The sequence below is a fragment of the Evansella vedderi genome (assembly GCF_030813435.1).
Classification (GTDB): Bacteria; Bacillota; Bacilli; order Bacillales; family Salisediminibacteriaceae; genus Evansella; species Evansella vedderi.
In genome coordinates this window covers 39,521-58,530 of the sequence record NZ_JAUSUG010000030.1, presented here as the reverse complement: position 1 = coordinate 58,530, position 19,010 = coordinate 39,521, and the positions used below count along the sequence as shown (strand labels likewise).

The following is a 19,010-nucleotide window of genomic DNA, read 5'->3' as shown; positions in this document are numbered from 1 at the left end:
TACTCTATGCCAGATTGTATCAATGCAGACCAAGAAGCGAGTGTTTACCCATTTCTGAATCAAGAAAATGGTGCCTATTTATAAATAACTTGGTTAATTGCTACTTGTAAAAAAAGGAAATTAAAGTAGGTGTGTTTGAGTTACTCTAAATCTTGAAAAAAGTATTTGACATTGTACGCTAAACAATAAAAAAGAGGTTGTCTCAAGGTTAAAAGCTATGAGACAACTCCTTTAAAGGCCTAAAGTGCTTCCACTACCATCATAAATATTAATAATATCGACTGCACATAACGGAACTACATCTAGATCTAGATGATTAAACGCATTAATATTAAGATTGTACGGATCTGATGTAACTACATATAGCCGTTTTTCACCAGTCATCTTGTTTAATTCCTCTTTTAAGTCATTGAAATCGGTAACTAGGATTTGATGATAAATGGCAAGAACTCTTTCGTCTGTCTTTAATATGATATAACTTTCTGTTTCCTTATATAAATCAAATACATTTTCTTTTAGTGATAATAAACCTAAGCAATTTTTTGCTAGTTCCTTTTTTAATTGCTTTTTAATGAAATCAACCTTAAAATAACGTAAATTTGCATAATAACCTTCAAAATTACTTGATTTTTTTCTAATCCCGAATAATTTAAGCTCTTGGTTCTCAAACTCAAGCTTTACATCATCGTATAAGCCCGAATCCACTAATTCTTTCTGTTTTTCCTCCAGTTCATCCATTATTTCTGAGGCTTTTTTTATATTTCTCTTTGTTAATTTTACTTTTTCAACGATAAATTCTTCTTTTCTTCTTACTGTGTAGCCTTTAATGATATTCTTCATTCTTGGAAATGTCACTTCATCCATTACTTTGATTTTATCTTCTTCATTTTTTTGGCATAGTATTGCTTGTCTATTGCCACTATGAATTTCATTAAAGGCCATTAATGCGTGTGCTGTGGAACCAGACCCACCAAAAAAATCCAGAACTACAGCATTTTTCTTTTCAATTAATTTCCCTAGTTCAAAAATTTTCATGAGGAAATTAATTGGTTTTTTTCCATTTTTAAATTCCACGCCGCCCTCATACCCTACGTTATTAAAGTCTTTTTCGAAATCGAGATAATTCGGATGGGGAATTTCCCTATGGATACTCCTTTTTAAAGGAATCCCTTGAAAATAGTCTCCATTAACTCTACCTTCAGGTGGGGAAAGAAAATATCTATAACCTAGACCGTCCGCTCCCATATTTTCTACTTTGAAGAGATAACCAGGCGAATCTTTATATTTAGGTTCAATATGTTTCACATAAAAGCGACCACTAGTATTACTTTTTCTTAATGCTCCTCGAATATTATATCTCTTTAGCAAACTGCTGGAAGGGGTTGATTTGTTTATTTTATATTGGTCATTTGTAAATATTTTTACTTCTTTCCCATCCCATTCCACTATTTCACTTGGAGTGTCATCTAAAATTTCAATATCATAAATATACTCGTCAAGGGAGGTATTATCTTTTTTAATTTTTACAGGCTTAAATCGATCCGTCTTTCTATACATGAGGAGATATTCCACTACCTCCTGAAAATCCTTATCTCCGGTAAGAATCCTCTCCTCATGACGAACCTTTATTGTAAACATAGTCAAATAGTTCTTTTGTCCAAAAATAGAATCACATAATAGTTTTAACTGTGATGCCTCTTCCTCATTTATTGAAATGAAAATACAACCATCGTCCTTCAATAATCTCCTTGCTAGCTTTAATCTTTTTTCCATAAAAGAAAGCCACTTACTATGCCTATAGGTGTCCGTTTTATCTACATAATCATCTTTATAGACAAAATATTTATTTCCAATGTTGTAAGGAGGATCTATGTATATTAAATCTACTGCATTTTCGTGGGTAATATTCAAGCAAGTTAATGCGTGGTAATTATCCCCTTCGATAAGAATATGATTCGGTGCATCTACTTCTTTTATAATATTTCTTTCTGTAAAACATTTTAGAAAAGGATAATAGTCCGCATATTTTTCAATTGAGTCCTCTGGCTTCATTTCCTGTTCCCAAACGATTCCATAGCCTCTTTGCTTCTCTAATTTTTCTATTATATTAACTAGGGCTTTCTTGTCTAAACGTTTATATTTATTATCTTTCATTAGTAGTACCACCTCTACTTGAATTCTTGTACTACATTCAGTTCCATTTTTTAAGAAAAAATACACGTATAATTATTACTAAACAACATACTTAATAAGGTAAACGGCAAGATATTTCCTTCAATAAATATAACATATGAGCAATATAATAGGCTGTTTGTAGTTTCTAAATAAATTATTTTACGAGTTCGGCATTATTTTTATTTTTCCTATTGCTATTTTTATGATATGTGTTAATCTAAAGGAGCGTTAATTGGAAAGTTAATATTCATTACAATACATCAGGTCTTTCCAAGCAGATAATTTTGACCACTTCCTTAAAGAAGTTAAGGCCATACGGACAGCCGGGTCAAATGCCGACTGGCAACTTAGTTGCCTTATTGATTGAGTTAAAAGCTCAAATTTTATAAGTTGGTTACTTTATAACCAGTGCATTCGCACATCAACTTGTGAAACGGTCAATAAGAGTACTTAGTAATTATTTGCTATATAGACTCTGATCCCATTATGATATTTATTGAATATTAAAGAGCTTCCTATCATAATTAAATAGTCACTATTATGATAGACGCATACTCATGACTTTGTCATGGTTATACTATGCTTTTTATATATGACGATGATATCTAAACAAGTGTTGTGCGCAAGGATGCGTTTTACACTTGTTTTTTTGTTGTTTTAAAGGGGTACAGCAATAATATCCTAAGTAGTAATACACACCGCTAGTTAGGCTGTTAAGTTCTACCTCTTAGAATTTACAAAATCTATTTTAGTAAGGAGAGATTAGAATGGGAAAAGCGCTTATTATCGGTTGTGGTGGAGTGGCATCTGTAGCCATCCACAAATGTGTACAAAATAGTGAGGTCTTCGAAGAGATTTGTATCGCAAGTCGTACAAAATCAAAATGTGATGACCTTAAAGCAAAATTAGACGGTAGTAAAACGAAAATTACAACTGCACAAGTTGATGCGAATAATGTTGATGAATTAATCGCTTTAATTGAAGAAGTTAAACCGGATATCGTCATGAACTTAGCTCTACCTTATCAAGATTTAACAATAATGGATGCTTGTCTTGCAACAAAGACACACTATATGGATACTGCTAACTATGAGCCAGAGGATACTGCGAAGTTTGAATACAAATGGCAGTGGGATTACCGGGAGCGCTTTGAAAAAGCTGGAATTACAGCCCTATTAGGAAGCGGTTTTGACCCAGGTGTTACAGGCGTATTCTCCGCTTATGCCCTTAAGCATCATTTCGATGAAATTGAGTACATCGATATTCTTGACTGCAACGGTGGAGATCACGGCTATCCATTTGCTACAAACTTCAACCCTGAAATCAATATCCGTGAGGTGTCTGCTAACGGACGTTATTGGGAAAACGGTGAGTGGATTGAGACAGAGCCAATGGAAATTAAGCGAGTATACAACTTCCCAGAAGTAGGGGAGAAGGATATGTACTTATTATACCATGAAGAATTGGAATCTCTTGCTGTGAACATTCCAGGAATCAAACGTATCCGCTTCTTTATGACATTCGGCCAAAGCTACCTTACTCACTTAAAGTGTCTAGAGAATGTAGGTATGACTTCTATTGAGCCAATTGAATTCGAAGGGAAACAAATCATTCCCCTTCAATTCTTGAAAGCTGTATTACCAGATCCGGCTTCCCTTGGACCACGTACGGTTGGAAAAACGAATATTGGTTGTATTTTCAAAGGGAAAAAGGACGGAAAAGAGAAAACGTATTATGTATACAATGTGTGTGACCACCAAGAGTGCTACGAAGAAGTAGGTTCACAGGCAATATCCTATACTACAGGCGTTCCTGCAATGATCGGTGCGATGATGATCATGACTGGTAAGTGGAATAAAGCTGGCGTGTATAATATCGAAGAGTTTGATCCTGATCCATTTATGGAAGAATTAAACAAGTGGGGTCTACCATGGCAAGAAGACTTCAACCCTACACTTGTGGATGCTGAGCCGATTAAAGAGAAAGAGACAGGTTACGTTCGATAAAATGAGATTTGAAGAACTGCCAACACCGTGCTACGTAGTAGACGAAGCGCTTGTGGAAAAAAATCTAAAAATCCTGAACGGGGTCATGGAACGGACAGGATGTAAGATTGTTCTGGCTCAAAAGGCATTTTCCATGTCGAGCCTATATCCCCTTATTGGAGAATATTTAAGTGGAACGACAGCGAGTGGTTTGTTTGAAGCTCGCCTAGGTTACGAAGAAATGGGCAAAGAAAATCACGTCTTTGCCCCTGCCTACCGGGATGACGAGATCGATGAGATTATATCCATCTGTGATCATATTATCTTTAATTCCTTTTCCCAGCTAGAAAAGTTTAAGGATAAAGCCCTTACAGCTGGAAAAAAAGTAGGCTTACGTATTAACCCAGAATGTTCCACTCAGGTTGGGCATGAAATTTATGATCCTTGTTCACCTGGTTCCCGATTCGGTGTAACGAAGGAGCATTTCCGTGGAGATTTGCTTGACGGTGTATCGGGACTACACTTCCATACCCTTTGCCAGCAAAACTCGGATGATTTGGAAACTACTTTAAATGCAGTGGAAGAAAAATTTGGTGAATGGCTGCCACAGATGGAATGGATTAATTTCGGTGGAGGTCATCATATTACAAGGACAGATTACGATATACCTTTATTAGAGGCTTGTATTAAAAGAATGCAAGAGAAATATGGATTAGAAGTATATCTTGAGCCCGGAGAAGCTGTTGCCCTTAATGCAGGATATTTAATCACCACTGTCCTTGATACATTGCAGAACAGTATGGATATTGCCATCCTTGATACTTCTGCATCCTGTCATATGCCAGACGTGTTGGAAATGCCATATCGTCCTCCTCTCTTTGGTTCAGGTGAATCGGGAGAAAAGCCCTTTACGTACCGACTTGGTGGGCAAACTTGTCTTGCAGGGGATGTCATTGGAGATTACTCCTTTGATGAGCCTCTAAAAAGTGGAGACCGGCTTGTATTTGGTGATATGGCCATCTACTCTATGGTGAAGAATACTACCTTTAATGGCATGGCACTACCAGCCATTGCGGTTAAAGACAAAGACGGGGATTGCCGTGTCGTTCAGAAATTTGGTTATGAGGACTTTAAAATAAGGTTAGCTTAATAAAAAAAGGTATCAAAAGGAGGAAAACTTTTTGATACCTTTTTTGTTTTGATTATCTAATTAGTCTCGTAACTCTCCCATACAGTGTTCCTTCGTTAACATACTTGCTGAATCAGGTTTTAAATTCAAATATGTAGCAATAACGGGTATTGACCCATATTATAAAAATCAAGTAGTCAGAGTTGAGCTTTTATTTCGAATTTGATTTTTCAATGAGGTGGCTTATTATGTTTATAAGAAAAGCAACTAAGGAAGAGACAGATACTATTTTAGATTTGTCACAAAAATTTGTGGGAGAAAGTTCAATGGGGTATGTAAAACCTAGTCTTCGAAATATTTCAAAAGAGATGTTTGGACCTCACCTTGAAAGCGGGGCGGCTTATTATCTGTTAGCCGAGAAAAAAAATACATTATTAGGATGGATCTTAGTGGGGGTTAATATCGATCCTTATTCACATGAAGAAGTTGGATGTTTACTTGATATCTATGTTTTTCCTGAATACAGGAAGTCCGGAGTAGCAAAAAAACTTATGCATGAAGCTCTAGATCGATTGAAACAAGCTCATTACAAAAAAGTTAAATGTAGTATTTTTTCTGGAAATCACTCAAAAGCCCTTTGCGACCAATTTGGTTTTAAAGAAGTACTGACTGTTTTCGAAAGACCTCTCTAGTTCTTATAATTCCAATAAGCTAGGTGAAAAGAGGCTGGGACATAACTAAAGTTTTTAAATAAAATTACGAACAATTCATTACCAAAGCGGAGGAAATATATGTAGACTCCTGCGGAAATTAAAGTATATTTCCGAATCAATTTATATGCTCCAATTATGATTGTTTCTATTTCGTTCGCATTTCTCATTGATAAAACACTTTTGTCCCAGCCTCTTGTATATTAAGAATAACTATAGAAACCTTGTTTATTTGTGGTAAGGTTCATTTCTGTTTATCCTGAATGCCCTGTATATCTGCTCCACTAATATTAGCCGAATTAACTGATGTGGGAAGGTCATATCGGAAAAGGATAGGTGTTCGTCTGCCCGCTGTAATACAGCATCACTTAGTCCTACTGATCCACCAATGACGAATGCAATTTTACTTTTTCCGTAAGTTGCTAAGTTATCTAATTCTTTTGCTAACCGCTCGGAGCTCCACTTTTTTCCCTTGATGGCCAAGGCAATCACATATGTATCTGTGGATAACTTACTTAAAATACGTTCCCCTTCCTTTTCCTTCACTTGCAGCATTTCCAATTCACTCATGTTTTCTGGTGCTTTTTCATCTGCAACCTCGATAATTTGTATGTTTGCGTAAGCGTTCAACCGCTTTGTATACTCTTCGATCCCTTGCTTTAAATACTTTTCTTTTAATTTACCAACATTTATTAACGTTATATTCACTTCATCTAACCCTTTCCTCACACATTATCCACAGAAGTTATCCACATATCCACAAAGCACCTGTTGATTATCCACTGATTTTGTATTTTGCCTGCTCATTACAGAAGGAACAGGTTGTGGATGACTTCAATTTTTCATCAATAAAGGTTAATTCAGGAGGCATTCCAGACTCATCAATAACCTCTTCCATAGCAACCTCTATATGCTCAATACAGCTATAATACATGGTCTTCACGTCTCCTATAATCAAGATATCCTTTGGTATTATATCATACCCAAATCTTTAAAGTTATCCACATGCTGTATACGAAAAAAGTACACTTCAAATTATTTATTCAAAGTGTACTTTCTTCTACATTCTTCTTCTTAATTAGTAAAAATAGAGATAAGGTACAAAACAAGAGCACAAATAGTTGCTTGCCCAAGAAATATAACCATCATAATGGACGACTTTTCTGTAAGCATTTAAACCACTCCCTTTTTTATATGACCCTACTATCCCCCTTTTTAAGTACGACAATATTTGGTCCAGTAATATTTTACCACTTCATCTACCCTCTTATGCACTGCCACTGTACCCTAGTTCTTATCATTATTTTTACATATTTTAATTATTTCCTTAAAGGTTGTTGGTGAAGGTTTTGTGAGCTAATCAGGGCAATTTTATGTTGCAACGAATAATCCCAGGAGCAATCTATGCGAAAAGAGCCAAATTAAAAGAGAGCCACAACCACTTGTAGCTCTCTTACCATTTATCTTTTAAAATAATCCTCGATCCAGTGTTAATTCTACTTCCTGCTGTTCTCCATTTCGGTAGAACGTAACTTTCATAGAGTCACCAATTCTTTTTTCCGTATAGAGGAATCTTCTCAGATCATGAGTATCTTTAATTTCCTGATCATCTAGTTTGATGATGACATCCCCTTCTTCTAATCCTGCTCTTTCTGCAGGGGAATTAGGTGTAACGTCATGAACATAAACGCCACCTTTTACATCCTCTGGAAGACCAAGGGCACCTTGCCAGTATACACTTGGAATTTCTTGCAGAGAGTGTATGACAACACCCATTTGAGGTCTTTGCACTTCACCATATCGCTCTAAGTCTTCAATGACAGGTATGGCAATTGCTGTTGGAATTGCAAAGCCGATACCCTCTACTGCTGACTGTGCTATTTTCATGGAATTGATTCCGATAACTTCACCTTTAATGTTTAGGAGTGCTCCACCACTGTTTCCTGGGTTAATGGCAGCATCCGTCTGAATTACTTCTGCATTCCAATCTATTTGCCCATCTCCAAATACATCTACAGGGATACTTCTTTCCACAGCACTGATAATCCCTAATGTCACTGATCCCTCAAAGGATAATGGATTTCCAATCGCTATAGCCGGTTCCCCTGCCCGTAAAAGATCGGAGTTACCAAATTCCGCTACCGTGTCCACCTCATCAGCATCAATGGTAAGCACGGCAAGATCCGTAATACGGTCTTCTCCAACTAACTCAGCCGGGACTCTGGCACCATTACTTAAGGTTACATCTATTTCATTGGCACGCTCAATTACATGCTGATTAGTGACGATATAAGCTTTGTCCCCTTCTATTTTATAAACAACTCCAGACCCTGTTCCTTCTCTGTTCGTTGGACCGAAGAATCCTTGCGAAACTCTATTATTGATAACACCAACTACAGCATCAGAAACTCGCTCCACAGCATCGATTACTTCAGAAGTCATGGATATGTTCACCATTTCTGTAGGGATTTCTCCGAGGACCTCTTCCGCTTCCGGCTCATTAACTGCAACAGACCCCTTTGGAGCCACATCGTATGGTAATAAACCATTATTAGCTAATATAGGGAAGGAAAACACCACTAGGAGACCTCCTATTACAGCACTAAGAAAGGAATATAATATTGGTCGTTTAGAGTCCTTCTTGTCTGATCTTCTTGATTGATAATGTCCGTCATAATAGCCCATTTAAAACCCTCCTCTAAATTTATTTATATTTTTGAGAAAAGTCCCAGTAAAATTTGTTCATTTACTGTATTTATTTTATAAAACTATTAATTCATCGTCTATTATTATGGTCCGTTTTCGTTAATTTTTCACACAACTTTAATATTTCCCGAAGAGCGTAACATTAAACCGAACTTTTGTGGATTTTTTCTCCATTAAACGACAGCCAATGCTGTTGGGGTTGCTGGGTCCGTATCGAATAATTTAACTTGCTTTCCAACCTCATAGCCCTTCTCTTCTAATGTCTGGTGTACAGTCATTCGAGCTAGCTCTTTCATATTATTATCTAAGCTTAAATGGGCTAAATATATATTGGCAGGCTTGTCAGTTAAAATATCAGCTAATGCCAACCCAGCATCCACATTGGAAACATGTCCTTCGTCTCCTAATATGCGTCGTTTAATATTCCATGGATATTTCCCCATGCGGAGCATATCCATATCATGATTTGATTCAAAGACAAAGGTATTGGCTTCCTTTGTGATTCCCTTCATTCGCTCACTAACATAGCCAGTGTCTGTCATAACTGCCAGCTTTCGTCCCCCGTGCTGGAAGGTAAAAAACATTGGTTCAGCGGCATCGTGTGAAACACCAAATGACTCTACATCTAAATCACCAAAGGTCTTCGTTTCTCCTACTTCAAAATGGAAGCGCTGCTCTACAGGGATTTCACCAATTAGGTGCTCCATAGCATTCCATGTTTTCGCATTTGCATAGATTGGTAGATTATATCTGCGGGCTAAGATACCCACACCTTTTATATGGTCACTATGCTCATGGGTGACTAGTATCCCATTTAATTCCCTTGGAGAGATATAAATATGTTGGAAGCACTGTTCTATTTTTTTTCCACTAAGCCCCGCATCTATTAGCAATTTCTGCCCGTTTGTTTCTACATATATAGCATTCCCTGTGCTTCCGCTGGCAAGGACGCTGAATCGTAAACTCATACTAATTATTCACTCCATTAATTAATCGTTTGAATTTGACCGTTAATTGCATCCACGTAGTGATAGTAACCATTTATGGTTATTTTCCACATAGGAGCAAAAACTTGATATTCTCCACTTGCAGGAAGCAGACTATAATAACCTAACTCTGCATGTTCAACAACGGAATCGGCAGGAATCCGTTGATTATTGTACAAATTCTCAATAGCTTTTAGAGGAGATAGGAGCTCCTGCTCTCGATTCTCCTGATTATCTTCGTTAAATTGAATGTAATACTGATGGTATGCTTCAATTTCTAGGTTTTCATTTAAATGTAGGACGAGATAGAATCGATCATCCTCATAGTTTTCAATTGGCATCCCATCAAAGGTTTGTACTAAGCCAATTGTATCCTCGTTAAAACTGGAAAAACGATAATGCTCCCCGAGGAAAACATGTTCTTCCAAAAATGCCTCCACTCCCGCTTCCAAACTGTTTTCCGAAAGTTTATAGGGAGTAATCAACTCGGAGTAAATCATTACGTCATTAAATATCCTAATGACCTGACTTTCCATTTGCTCTGCTAACATCTCATCTGTAAACCTCATCATGGAACCAATAATGGGGGAACCAGTATAGATTTCTTCTGCATTTGTAATGGCAATTTCCACATTTGCCTCTATATAATCCTGTAAGGTTGATTGAGTCATTATGTTGATATTTCCTTCTGTTCTTTTCTCCATCAGCTGGTAACCCAAGAAAATATTCAAACAGAGGAAAGTCACAATAAATATTGTCTTCGTATTACCCCAATCCATAATTACTCAGTCCCTCCACCTAAGGATCCTTGCAGTAGGTCATCCCGAATGTCTACTCTTCTCCAAATACCTCTTTCTTGTATAAACCATGCAGGTTCAAAAATAATTAAAGAAGTTTGCTTCCTCATATAATAGCCAACTGCCACGTCTTCAATTAACTCCTTTTCAATAGCCTCATTTTCATCAATTACATTTAAAACAACTTGGAAACTTGGCAAAGAAGTCCGTTCCAGTCCGTGCAGCTCCTCCTCTAAATGAAAAATGGGTCTAATGTATTCTGAAATTCGACTTCCTTGTCTAGCTAATTCCATCGTATAAAATTCCGTTCGATTTACATTCGTTCCCATAATCGGTAATCCATCCACATGCATTCGGAAGGTTGCTCGATCATTAAATGTCGTTTCCGACCAACTAGCAAGCTTATATTGATCGGTCCAGCCAGCATGTCCATTTATAAAGTCAATACTTGCTTCTACAATAGACCTTTCACTTCTTTCCGATTGTGTTAACGAAGTCGAATGTACATATTGTAAAACATTACCGTTTTCAACCACATTCATCATTCGGTTTCCATCGGTATAAACCTCTTGATTCCCTTGGAAATAATTCCTTACTAATTCTGGGTCATTAAATAACGCTTGCAAGAAAGCTTCTTGGGCATCCTCTACAGAATTAATTAAAAAGGTATACCTTTTTAAATCCATCGTCTCTATTGGAACATAATTTCTTTTAGAAAATATATTACGTGTATTTGTCTGTAGAGGATAAACATTTACTTCCGTTCTATTATCTACATATTCGTTATAAAAGGCTTTAAATTGATTTACGGAAAGACCTGTATTGGCTTGATAAAATTCATTGTTATGACTGGATACAAATCTAACGGAAACCTCTGTTTGACTAGACTGGTTATTCATAAACAAAAGTATTCTGTCAACGGATTCCATAGGAAGAACTTGTTCACTATCCTCCATATCAAATAACATATAAATCCAATCCCGTTGAAGCTGATCCGGAAAAATTATCTCTAATCCTTGTATACCGCTCATAGAGGAGCCATAGACATCTGATCCTGAGTAAAAGTAATCCAGCCGAATTCTCCTTAGCTGATTTAAAATATTCTCATAAGCTCCCTCAAATGGGTGGAGCCAAAAGCTTTGGTCATCCTCATGAATAATTACCTTCTCGGGATGTATGACATCCAATAGAGATCTTTCTTCTCCGATAATTTCCCTTTCAATATAATCGGATTCCCCTAAAATACGATATTCGGGCTGGTAGGTCCAAATCATCCAAGTTAGTATAATACTTGTACATATTAAAAGCCATAAGGTGGCTGTCTTTATATGCTCTATCATAACTGTTCAGCCTCCTCATCTAAAGGAAGTGCGAATGAAATAGTCGTTCCTTTCCCCCAGTCACTGCTGACCCATATAGAGCCTCCGTGAGCTGTTACAATTTCCTTGGCAATGGCAAGACCTAGACCTGTTCCACCCAAGTTTCTAGTCCGTGCTTTATCTACGCGGTAAAAGCGATCAAATACAAAAGGAATGTTCTCCTTTGGTATTCCTACACCTTCATCCTTTATACTTACAAGAACACGATCCTTCTCGGCTTTTAAAGCACAAGTAATCGTTCCTCCTTCAGGGGAGTATTTAACTGCATTGGACAAAATATTATCCATTAACTGTGTTAGTTTATCCCTGTCCCCGTAAACAAACATATCTCTATCTGGTATTTTATGCTTAAAAGTAATGGATTCGTTTTTCGTTGACATTTCAAATCGTTCCATGATTTGATCCACAAACTGCGGTAGATTAATGGAAGCAAAATTCATGTGATAATCCTTACTGTCCATTTTAGATAACTGCAGTAAATCGTTCACAAGTCGAATCATTCTTTCCGTTTCCGTTTGTGTAACATGAATAAATCTAGGGGCAACTTCGGGATCTTCAATCGCTCCATCTGCAAGGGCCTCTAAATAACTTTTCATAGACGTCAATGGGGTACGGAGCTCATGGGATACGTTAGCCACAAATTCTCTACGTTCCTCTTCAATTTTCTCCTGCTCCGTAACATCGTGTAAAACAGCAATTAATCCGTTTTGTTCACCGTTTTCTTTCTCAATAACAGAAAAGTGAGCTTCCAAAATAATTTCTTCATCATCATTATCAAAGTCAAGTAAGATAGGGTCTGTAAATTTAAATAGATCCTCTAACTTCATGAACTTATCTAAATTTAATACCTTCGTTATCTCCGTATCTAACACATCTTCTTGCTTTTTATCGAGCATATGCTCTGCCCGTTTATTCATTAAAATGATTTTTCCAGACTTATCTGTTGCAATTACCCCATCGGTCATATGGGTTAAGACAGAAGAGAGCTTTCTTTTCTCCCCTTCCGTTGTGGCACGTGCATCTTGCAATCGGTTAGTGAGCTCATTAAAGGCAGAGGCAAGTTGACCAATTTCATCATTTCCGTAGACCTTTACACTTCTTGAAAAGTCACCCCGTCCTAAGACAACAGCTTGTCTTTTCATATCTATGATCGGCCTGGTGATTGTTCTCGCCAACAAAACCCCGAGGATAGCGGTTATGGCTAAAGCAATAATCGTACCGGACATTAATATTTGATTAATGTCCCGCATCTGATCATAGATTTCTTCAATGGAGGCTTCAATATAGATAGCTCCAATAATTTCTTCCTCTGAATAAACAGATATTGCTAACACACGTGTTCGATGATTGTTTGCTTCATTAAGGAGTGGAACATCATCTTCCACACCAAGGAGGGCACGTTTTACACGGACATTAGTTGTTTTCTGGCCAATGTTAGCACGTTGACTAGGATTAGAAACACTGATTACGGTACTGTTTTTGTCCACAACCTGTACATCAGTGTTATCAATATTAAACAATTCTAAGAGGATTTCATTTATTCTACTAGTGAGACTTCGCTCTTCATCCTCTTCATTCCGTTTCATTTCCTGTTCAACGTTATATCTTAATAAATTTACCCTTTCATCCAGAGTTGCATTGAAATTGGCAACTAGTTGATCCTCCAATTGACGGGTAAAGTAAACACCTATCACTTGCATTGCTATCAATATTAGTAAAACGTAAATGATTACTATTTTTACATGAATTGATTTGTGAAAACGTATTTTCTTCATGCTAGATCTCCTGGTCTACATTCCTCAAATAATACCCTACTCCTCTACGAGTAATAATCCAGGTTGGGTGGCTTGGATTGTCCTCTACTTTTTCCCGAAGACGACGAACCGTAACGTCAACCGTACGTACATCACCAAAGTAATCATATCCCCAAACAGCTTGAAGTAAATGCTCTCTTGTCATAACCTGTCCAATATGTCTAGCTAAATAATATATCAGTTCAAATTCTCTATGGGTTAGTTCAATCGGTTCACCGCGCTTGGAAACTAGGTATGCATCAGGTTGAATAAGAAGTCCTCCAACCTCAATGTTTTTCTTTTCCTGTTCCGGCTCCTTTGTTTTTTGATTTCGGCGAAGGTTAGCCTTTACTCGAGCCACTAGCTCTCTTGTACTAAAAGGCTTCGTAACATAATCATCTGCCCCTAACTCTAGACCGAGTACTTTATCTATCTCTGAATCCTTTGCCGTCAACATGATTATGGGCATGTCATGGGTTTTTCTAACTTCACGGCAAACTTCCATTCCATCTTTATAAGGTAGCATAATATCTAACAAAATAAGATCTGGTTCATGTTTTGTTGCCATTTCAATCGCAGCATTACCGTCATAGGCACAAATAACATCAAAACCTTCCTTTTCTAGTCCAAACTTTAAAATATCCGCAATCGGTTGCTCATCATCCACTACAAGAATTTTTTGTTTTTCCATCGTTTCACCAGCTCCTGTCATTTAACACGACTAATGTTTCCTAGTCTTATTTTATCACACATGAAAATAACCTCTCTATAGAATGATTAGGAAATTTCTTGAAATAAAAAAGGGTCCCCCTTAACTTGTACAGTTAAGGGGGAATTGGTATTTTTTATCTTCTTAAATAATTCATCGGGTTTCTTACTTGTCCGTTTTCGTGAACTTCAAAATGAAGGTGGACACCAGTTGAGTTACCAGTGGAACCCATTCGGCCGATTGTTTGCCCTTTCGCTACGGTTTGTCCAGCGCTCACATCGATGCTTGCTAAGTGGGCATAGAGCGTTTCTATTCCATTGTTATGGTTAATTCGTATTGTATTACCATAACCATTTTCCCAACCGGCAGAACTAATTGTTCCATTGTCTGCTGCTAAAATATTATAGTTGGAAGGGCGCGCAATATCAATTCCGTTATGCTGACGTCCCCACCTCATGCCAAATTGACTTGAAATATGTCCACCTACAGCTGGCCATGCTAACTGCCCTGACCCTCTAGATGGGGAAGTTTTTGTTCCCCTTAATACAATTTTATTTGTCGCTTCTCGGGTAATTTCCTCGTTAATTACTTCAGTACTAATTGGTCTCCCATTTTCATAGGTAACCGCATATTCTACTACTTTTTTCCCGTCTATACCTTCTTGAGAAACTCTTGTTTCCCCGCGCCACATATCACTGTCATCTTTTGTTTCCGTTTCGTATGAGATGGTTTCTTCCCTTTTGGATACTTTTTCGACTCTAAGGGATACCATCGGTTTTAATACAGTCACATTTAGTTCATCGCCAATTTGAAGGAGTGAGTCTTCTGTAATCCCCGGATTAATATCCTTAATCTCGCTTAAAGTAAGACCATGGGAATTGGCAATAGTTCCTAATACATCTCCTGCATCAACCGTATACACTTCCTGCTCCAGAGTCCCTTGATGCATTATTTTCAGTATATCACTAACGGATAAGACTTCATCAGCATCAGCAGAAGATTGCACCCACTCAATTTCCTCAGATAATTCTATATTTGTAATGATAGAATCTCCAATATCAAGCTTTGAAAGCTCCTCTTCCATTGGTATGCCTTCTTCAAAAGCCTCTAACTCGCTTTCGCTAACATATTCGAGTACAAATGCCTTTACAAACTCGTCGTAATCTTCATCTCTACTTACATGACCAATTTCTTGATCATCAATTAATACTTTATATGTACTTGCAAGAACATCTACTTTCTCACCTAAAAGGCTCAAGGTAGAGTCATTATTTACTCTTGTATTAAAAACTATTTCTGGAATAACAGTAATACTTTTACTTAATTTAAAATCAAGGTCATCGTATTTTTCCGAAAGCTCTTTTATTAATTTTGTTTCATAGTCTTTTACTAAATCTTTATCATCCACTACTCCAAGTCTATCACTGCCATAGTAAACATGATACACGGTACTAATGGAAATCCTGTAGTCTCCCTCTTCCTCATCGCTGTTGGCTAGAGCACTGTTCGTTGAAAAGATAATAGCGGCAATTAATAATAGAGCAACAATTAAATATAGATTCCTTCTTGCGAGTTTTTCATCACCACTCCTATGAAAGAGTATAGTAGATTTAAATAAACTCATGGGTTTCCTCCTAAAAAACGTCAATAATTTATCCTATTTAATTAATAGATTACAATATAGCATAGTTATTTTATCATATATTGATAGAAATAGGCGTTTTGAACTAAAACGTAAATAAATTGTATTATTTGTGTTACATTACAACAAAAACCTGCTTATTTCCGACAAAGGTTTTAATATTATTTTATGGATAATGGAAGATTTAGAGTTGTTTAAAAACCTTTTATAATGGGGTTTACAGGGGGAATCTTAAAGATTTACTGTGACATTCTACCTAAAAAAGCCAGCTTGTAGTTTATTAAGTATAATAATTATATTTTGTAACACTTTGTAATAATAGTAGAATATTTTGGGATGATATGGTGGTAAATGTAAAATTGGAAATGAAACAACCACCGAAGGGCCGAGCGTAATTGGTTGGCCTGTAACAGATCAAAGCCATATTTATTTCCTTAAAGCAAAAAACTATCCTTTGTAAGGATAGTTAATTTTTTATGTATGGTGCTGGCCAGAGGACTTGAACCCCCAACCTACTGATTACAAGTCAGTTGCTCTACCAATTGAGCTAGGCCAGCAAACTATTTGAAAATGGTGGCTCGGGACGGAATCGAACCGCCGACACATGGATTTTCAGTCCATTGCTCTACCGACTGAGCTACCGAGCCTTATTAAACAAAAAAAAATGGCGGTCCCGACGGGAATCGAACCCGCGATCTCCTGCGTGACAGGCAGGCATGTTAACCGCTACACCACGGGACCTTGTCCATATTTTAAAGATTTTATTTATTTCTTTCTCTACTAGCTTTGATTTGCTCCTGCGCCACTTCGTTTGCTAGTCGCAAAAAACTACAATAAAGTTACTTCGAGGATGTTTACGTTTTTTGGTTGCGGGGGGCGGATTTGAACCACCGACCTTCGGGTTATGAGCCCGACGAGCTACCAGACTGCTCCACCCCGCGACGATATAAAAGTTTAGTTTTTGGATTACCTTATTATTATATGGTGCCACAAGAGATATTATACCATTAATATATTTAAAAGTAAATAGTGGTGACCCGTACGGGATTCGAACCCGTGTTACCGCCGTGAAAGGGCGGTGTCTTAACCACTTGACCAACGGGCCAAACTGTTTTGCTTTAATAACAGCGACAAGAACTATCTTACCATCTGATAAATAATATTGCAATAGTAAAAAATAAAGTAAATAAATTCTGATAATTATTCGCATTTACTGATTAACAACCTACATTTTTACATATAAAGGACATGACTATTGGAAAATTTATATTCTTGTCCTCATGAACACTTACTGAGGAGGACATATCAAGTAGCTTTCACTTTTCCCCCAAACGGTTCATCTTTGTTAATTTCAATAAGCAAGACATCCTCTTTAGAACCAATTTTCATTTACCTGCGCCGTCTACACAAAAAAACAAACACTGTTCACTCCTACCCGATCCCCCTTCAAAAAAAATGGCTACATGGGATATTTCACCCTTGTAGCCATCAAATAAACTTACTTTATCCAAATACGCCTCTTACAAGGTTTGTTTGGTTACGGTCTGGTCCTACAGAGAATATTGTTAAAGGAATACCTGTAAGTTGAGAAATTCTCTCCACATAATACAATGCATTCTTCGGTAAGTCGTGTAAGGAGCGTACACCAGTAATATCCTCATCCCAACCTGGAAGCTCTTCATAAACCGGTTCACATTCAGCAAGAACCTTTAAGCTTGCTGGGAACTCCTCAATAATTTCCCCACGATACTTATACGCAACACAGATCTTTAACGTCTTAATACCAGTAAGAACATCAATGGAGTTTAAAGATAAATCAGTAATTCCGCTTACCCGACGAGCGTGACGAACAACGACACTGTCAAACCATCCTACTCGGCGCGGACGCCCTGTAGTAGTACCGTACTCATTACCAACTTCACGAATTTGGTCACCAATTTCATTCATAAGTTCGGTTGGGAATGGGCCATCCCCTACACGAGTTGTGTATGCTTTAGAAACTCCAACAACATGATTAATTTTAGATGGACCAACACCTGATCCGATTGTTACTCCCCCTGCAATTGGGTTAGAAGAAGTTACAAATGGATACGTCCCTTGGTCAATGTCCAACATAACCCCTTGGGCACCTTCAAATAGAACACGTTTACCCGCATCTAAAGCGTCATTTAAAACAACAGATGTATCAATAACATATTTGGCAAATTGTTGCCCATACTCGTAATACTCATCTAAAATTTCTTCTTTAGTAAACCCTTCTACTTCGTAGAACTTTTCAAACATACGGTTCTTCTCTCTTAAATTGAATTCAAGCTTCTCTTCAAATGTTTCTTTATCTAGAAGATCTGCAATTCGAATTCCTACACGGGCCGCCTTGTCCATGTACGCAGGGCCAATTCCTTTTCTTGTAGTACCAATTTTATTAGCACCTTTGCTCTCCTCTTCCACTGCATCCTGCTTCAAGTGGTAAGGTAAAATGACGTGTGCTCGATTACTAATGCGAAGGTTACTTGTGTCTATTCCATGATCGTGTAAGTATTGCAGCTCTGTAACTAATGCCTTTGGGTCTATAACCATTCCGTTACCGATGACGCAAATTTTGTTTTCATTAAAAATTCCCGATGGAATTAAATGCAACTTGTATTTTTTACCATTAAAAACAATCGTATGTCCAGCATTATTTCCACCTTGATACCTTGCTACTAACTCTGCTTGCTCAGATAAATAATCTGTAATTTTCCCTTTTCCTTCGTCTCCCCACTGTGTTCCAACTACTACTACTGATGGCATGTGTGAGCACCTCCAAATAATATATGTAATTAAATGATTACTTTTTTCACGTAAACAATTCTATTCCTATTTATTGTAACCATCTTCCTAATAAACATTAAAACCACCGTTAGTTTATCAAGAATAGAAGAACTAGTCAATAAAATTCCGAACATTCCACACAAAATTTAATTATATGTTCGTTTTTATGTCAATTTTTTGCCACTTTT

The 19,010-nt window shown here is 37.2% G+C and carries 14 protein-coding genes and 5 tRNA genes; 3 read left to right on the top strand and 16 right to left on the bottom strand.

All coding sequences use genetic code 11. The annotated features are described in order from the left end of the window. Positions 1-231 precede the first annotated feature (231 nt). Positions 232-2,154 carry a site-specific DNA-methyltransferase gene (locus J2S74_RS24720; RefSeq protein ID WP_307331582.1) on the bottom strand — a complete coding sequence of 641 codons (1,923 nt, stop codon included), beginning with the start codon at positions 2,152-2,154 and terminating at the stop codon, positions 232-234. A gap of 788 nt (positions 2,155-2,942) precedes the next feature. On the opposite strand from J2S74_RS24720, the gene J2S74_RS24715 reads away from it, so the two are divergent. The 3 genes from J2S74_RS24715 (at position 2,943) to J2S74_RS24705 (ending at position 5,981) form a co-directional block, all read left to right on the top strand. Continuing rightward, on the top strand, positions 2,943-4,181 hold the full coding sequence (locus J2S74_RS24715; protein ID WP_307331580.1) for a saccharopine dehydrogenase family protein: 1,239 nt from the start codon (positions 2,943-2,945) through the stop codon (positions 4,179-4,181). A 1-nt stretch (position 4,182) separates the two neighbouring features. Next, entirely contained in the window at positions 4,183-5,310 is a 1,128-nt protein-coding gene (gene nspC, locus J2S74_RS24710; protein ID WP_307331576.1) for a carboxynorspermidine decarboxylase, read from the top strand. Positions 5,311-5,537: 227 nt separating this feature from the next. Further along, positions 5,538-5,981 (top strand): GNAT family N-acetyltransferase, encoded by a 444-nt coding sequence (locus J2S74_RS24705; RefSeq protein ID WP_307331574.1) that lies wholly within the window; start codon positions 5,538-5,540, stop codon positions 5,979-5,981. A gap of 246 nt (positions 5,982-6,227) precedes the next feature. On the opposite strand, the gene rlmH is transcribed toward J2S74_RS24705, so the two are convergent. The 15 genes from rlmH to J2S74_RS24630 all read right to left on the bottom strand — a co-directional run bounded on the left by rlmH (position 6,228) and on the right by J2S74_RS24630 (position 18,801). Then, on the bottom strand, positions 6,228-6,707 hold the full coding sequence (rlmH, locus tag J2S74_RS24700; protein ID WP_307331572.1) for a 23S rRNA (pseudouridine(1915)-N(3))-methyltransferase RlmH: 480 nt from the start codon (positions 6,705-6,707) through the stop codon (positions 6,228-6,230). A 67-nt stretch (positions 6,708-6,774) separates the two neighbouring features. Further along, the gene (locus J2S74_RS24695) at positions 6,775-6,933 is read right to left on the bottom strand and encodes a CxxH/CxxC protein (RefSeq protein WP_307331570.1); all 159 of its coding nucleotides are present in this window, start codon (positions 6,931-6,933) and stop codon (positions 6,775-6,777) included. A 533-nt stretch (positions 6,934-7,466) separates the two neighbouring features. Further along, on the bottom strand, positions 7,467-8,684 hold the full coding sequence (locus J2S74_RS24690; protein WP_307331567.1) for a S1C family serine protease: 1,218 nt from the start codon (positions 8,682-8,684) through the stop codon (positions 7,467-7,469). A 194-nt stretch (positions 8,685-8,878) separates the two neighbouring features. Further along, on the bottom strand, positions 8,879-9,673 hold the full coding sequence (locus J2S74_RS24685; protein WP_307331564.1) for an MBL fold metallo-hydrolase: 795 nt from the start codon (positions 9,671-9,673) through the stop codon (positions 8,879-8,881). 17 nt (positions 9,674-9,690) lie between these two features. Beyond that, a complete protein-coding gene (gene yycI / locus J2S74_RS24680) occupies positions 9,691-10,395 on the bottom strand; it encodes a two-component system regulatory protein YycI (RefSeq protein WP_307331562.1) in 705 nt (234 codons plus the stop codon). Between the two features lie 77 nt (positions 10,396-10,472). After that, the gene (locus tag J2S74_RS24675; RefSeq protein ID WP_307331559.1) at positions 10,473-11,828 is read right to left on the bottom strand and encodes a YycH family regulatory protein; all 1,356 of its coding nucleotides are present in this window, start codon (positions 11,826-11,828) and stop codon (positions 10,473-10,475) included. Further along, the gene (gene walK / locus J2S74_RS24670; protein ID WP_307331556.1) at positions 11,825-13,642 is read right to left on the bottom strand and encodes a cell wall metabolism sensor histidine kinase WalK; all 1,818 of its coding nucleotides are present in this window, start codon (positions 13,640-13,642) and stop codon (positions 11,825-11,827) included. The genes J2S74_RS24675 and walK overlap by 4 nt, the downstream gene beginning before the upstream one ends. Position 13,643: 1 nt before the next feature. Beyond that, positions 13,644-14,351: a response regulator YycF gene (gene yycF, locus J2S74_RS24665; RefSeq protein WP_307331554.1), complete on the bottom strand. Its 708-nt coding sequence runs from the start codon at positions 14,349-14,351 to the stop codon at positions 13,644-13,646. 154 nt (positions 14,352-14,505) lie between these two features. Continuing rightward, entirely contained in the window at positions 14,506-15,993 is a 1,488-nt protein-coding gene (locus J2S74_RS24660) for a LysM peptidoglycan-binding domain-containing M23 family metallopeptidase (RefSeq protein ID WP_307331552.1), read from the bottom strand. A 499-nt stretch (positions 15,994-16,492) separates the two neighbouring features. Further along, a tRNA-Thr gene (locus J2S74_RS24655) sits at positions 16,493-16,568 on the bottom strand. Positions 16,569-16,582: 14 nt separating this feature from the next. Further along, positions 16,583-16,658, bottom strand: a tRNA-Phe gene (locus J2S74_RS24650). 18 nt (positions 16,659-16,676) lie between these two features. Next, positions 16,677-16,752, bottom strand: a tRNA-Asp gene (locus tag J2S74_RS24645). Positions 16,753-16,875: 123 nt separating this feature from the next. Next, a tRNA-Met gene (locus J2S74_RS24640) sits at positions 16,876-16,952 on the bottom strand. 89 nt (positions 16,953-17,041) lie between these two features. Then, positions 17,042-17,116: transfer RNA gene (locus J2S74_RS24635), tRNA-Glu, on the bottom strand. A gap of 398 nt (positions 17,117-17,514) precedes the next feature. Then, positions 17,515-18,801 (bottom strand): adenylosuccinate synthase, encoded by a 1,287-nt coding sequence (locus J2S74_RS24630; protein ID WP_307331549.1) that lies wholly within the window; start codon positions 18,799-18,801, stop codon positions 17,515-17,517. Between the last annotated feature and the right edge of the window lie 209 nt (positions 18,802-19,010).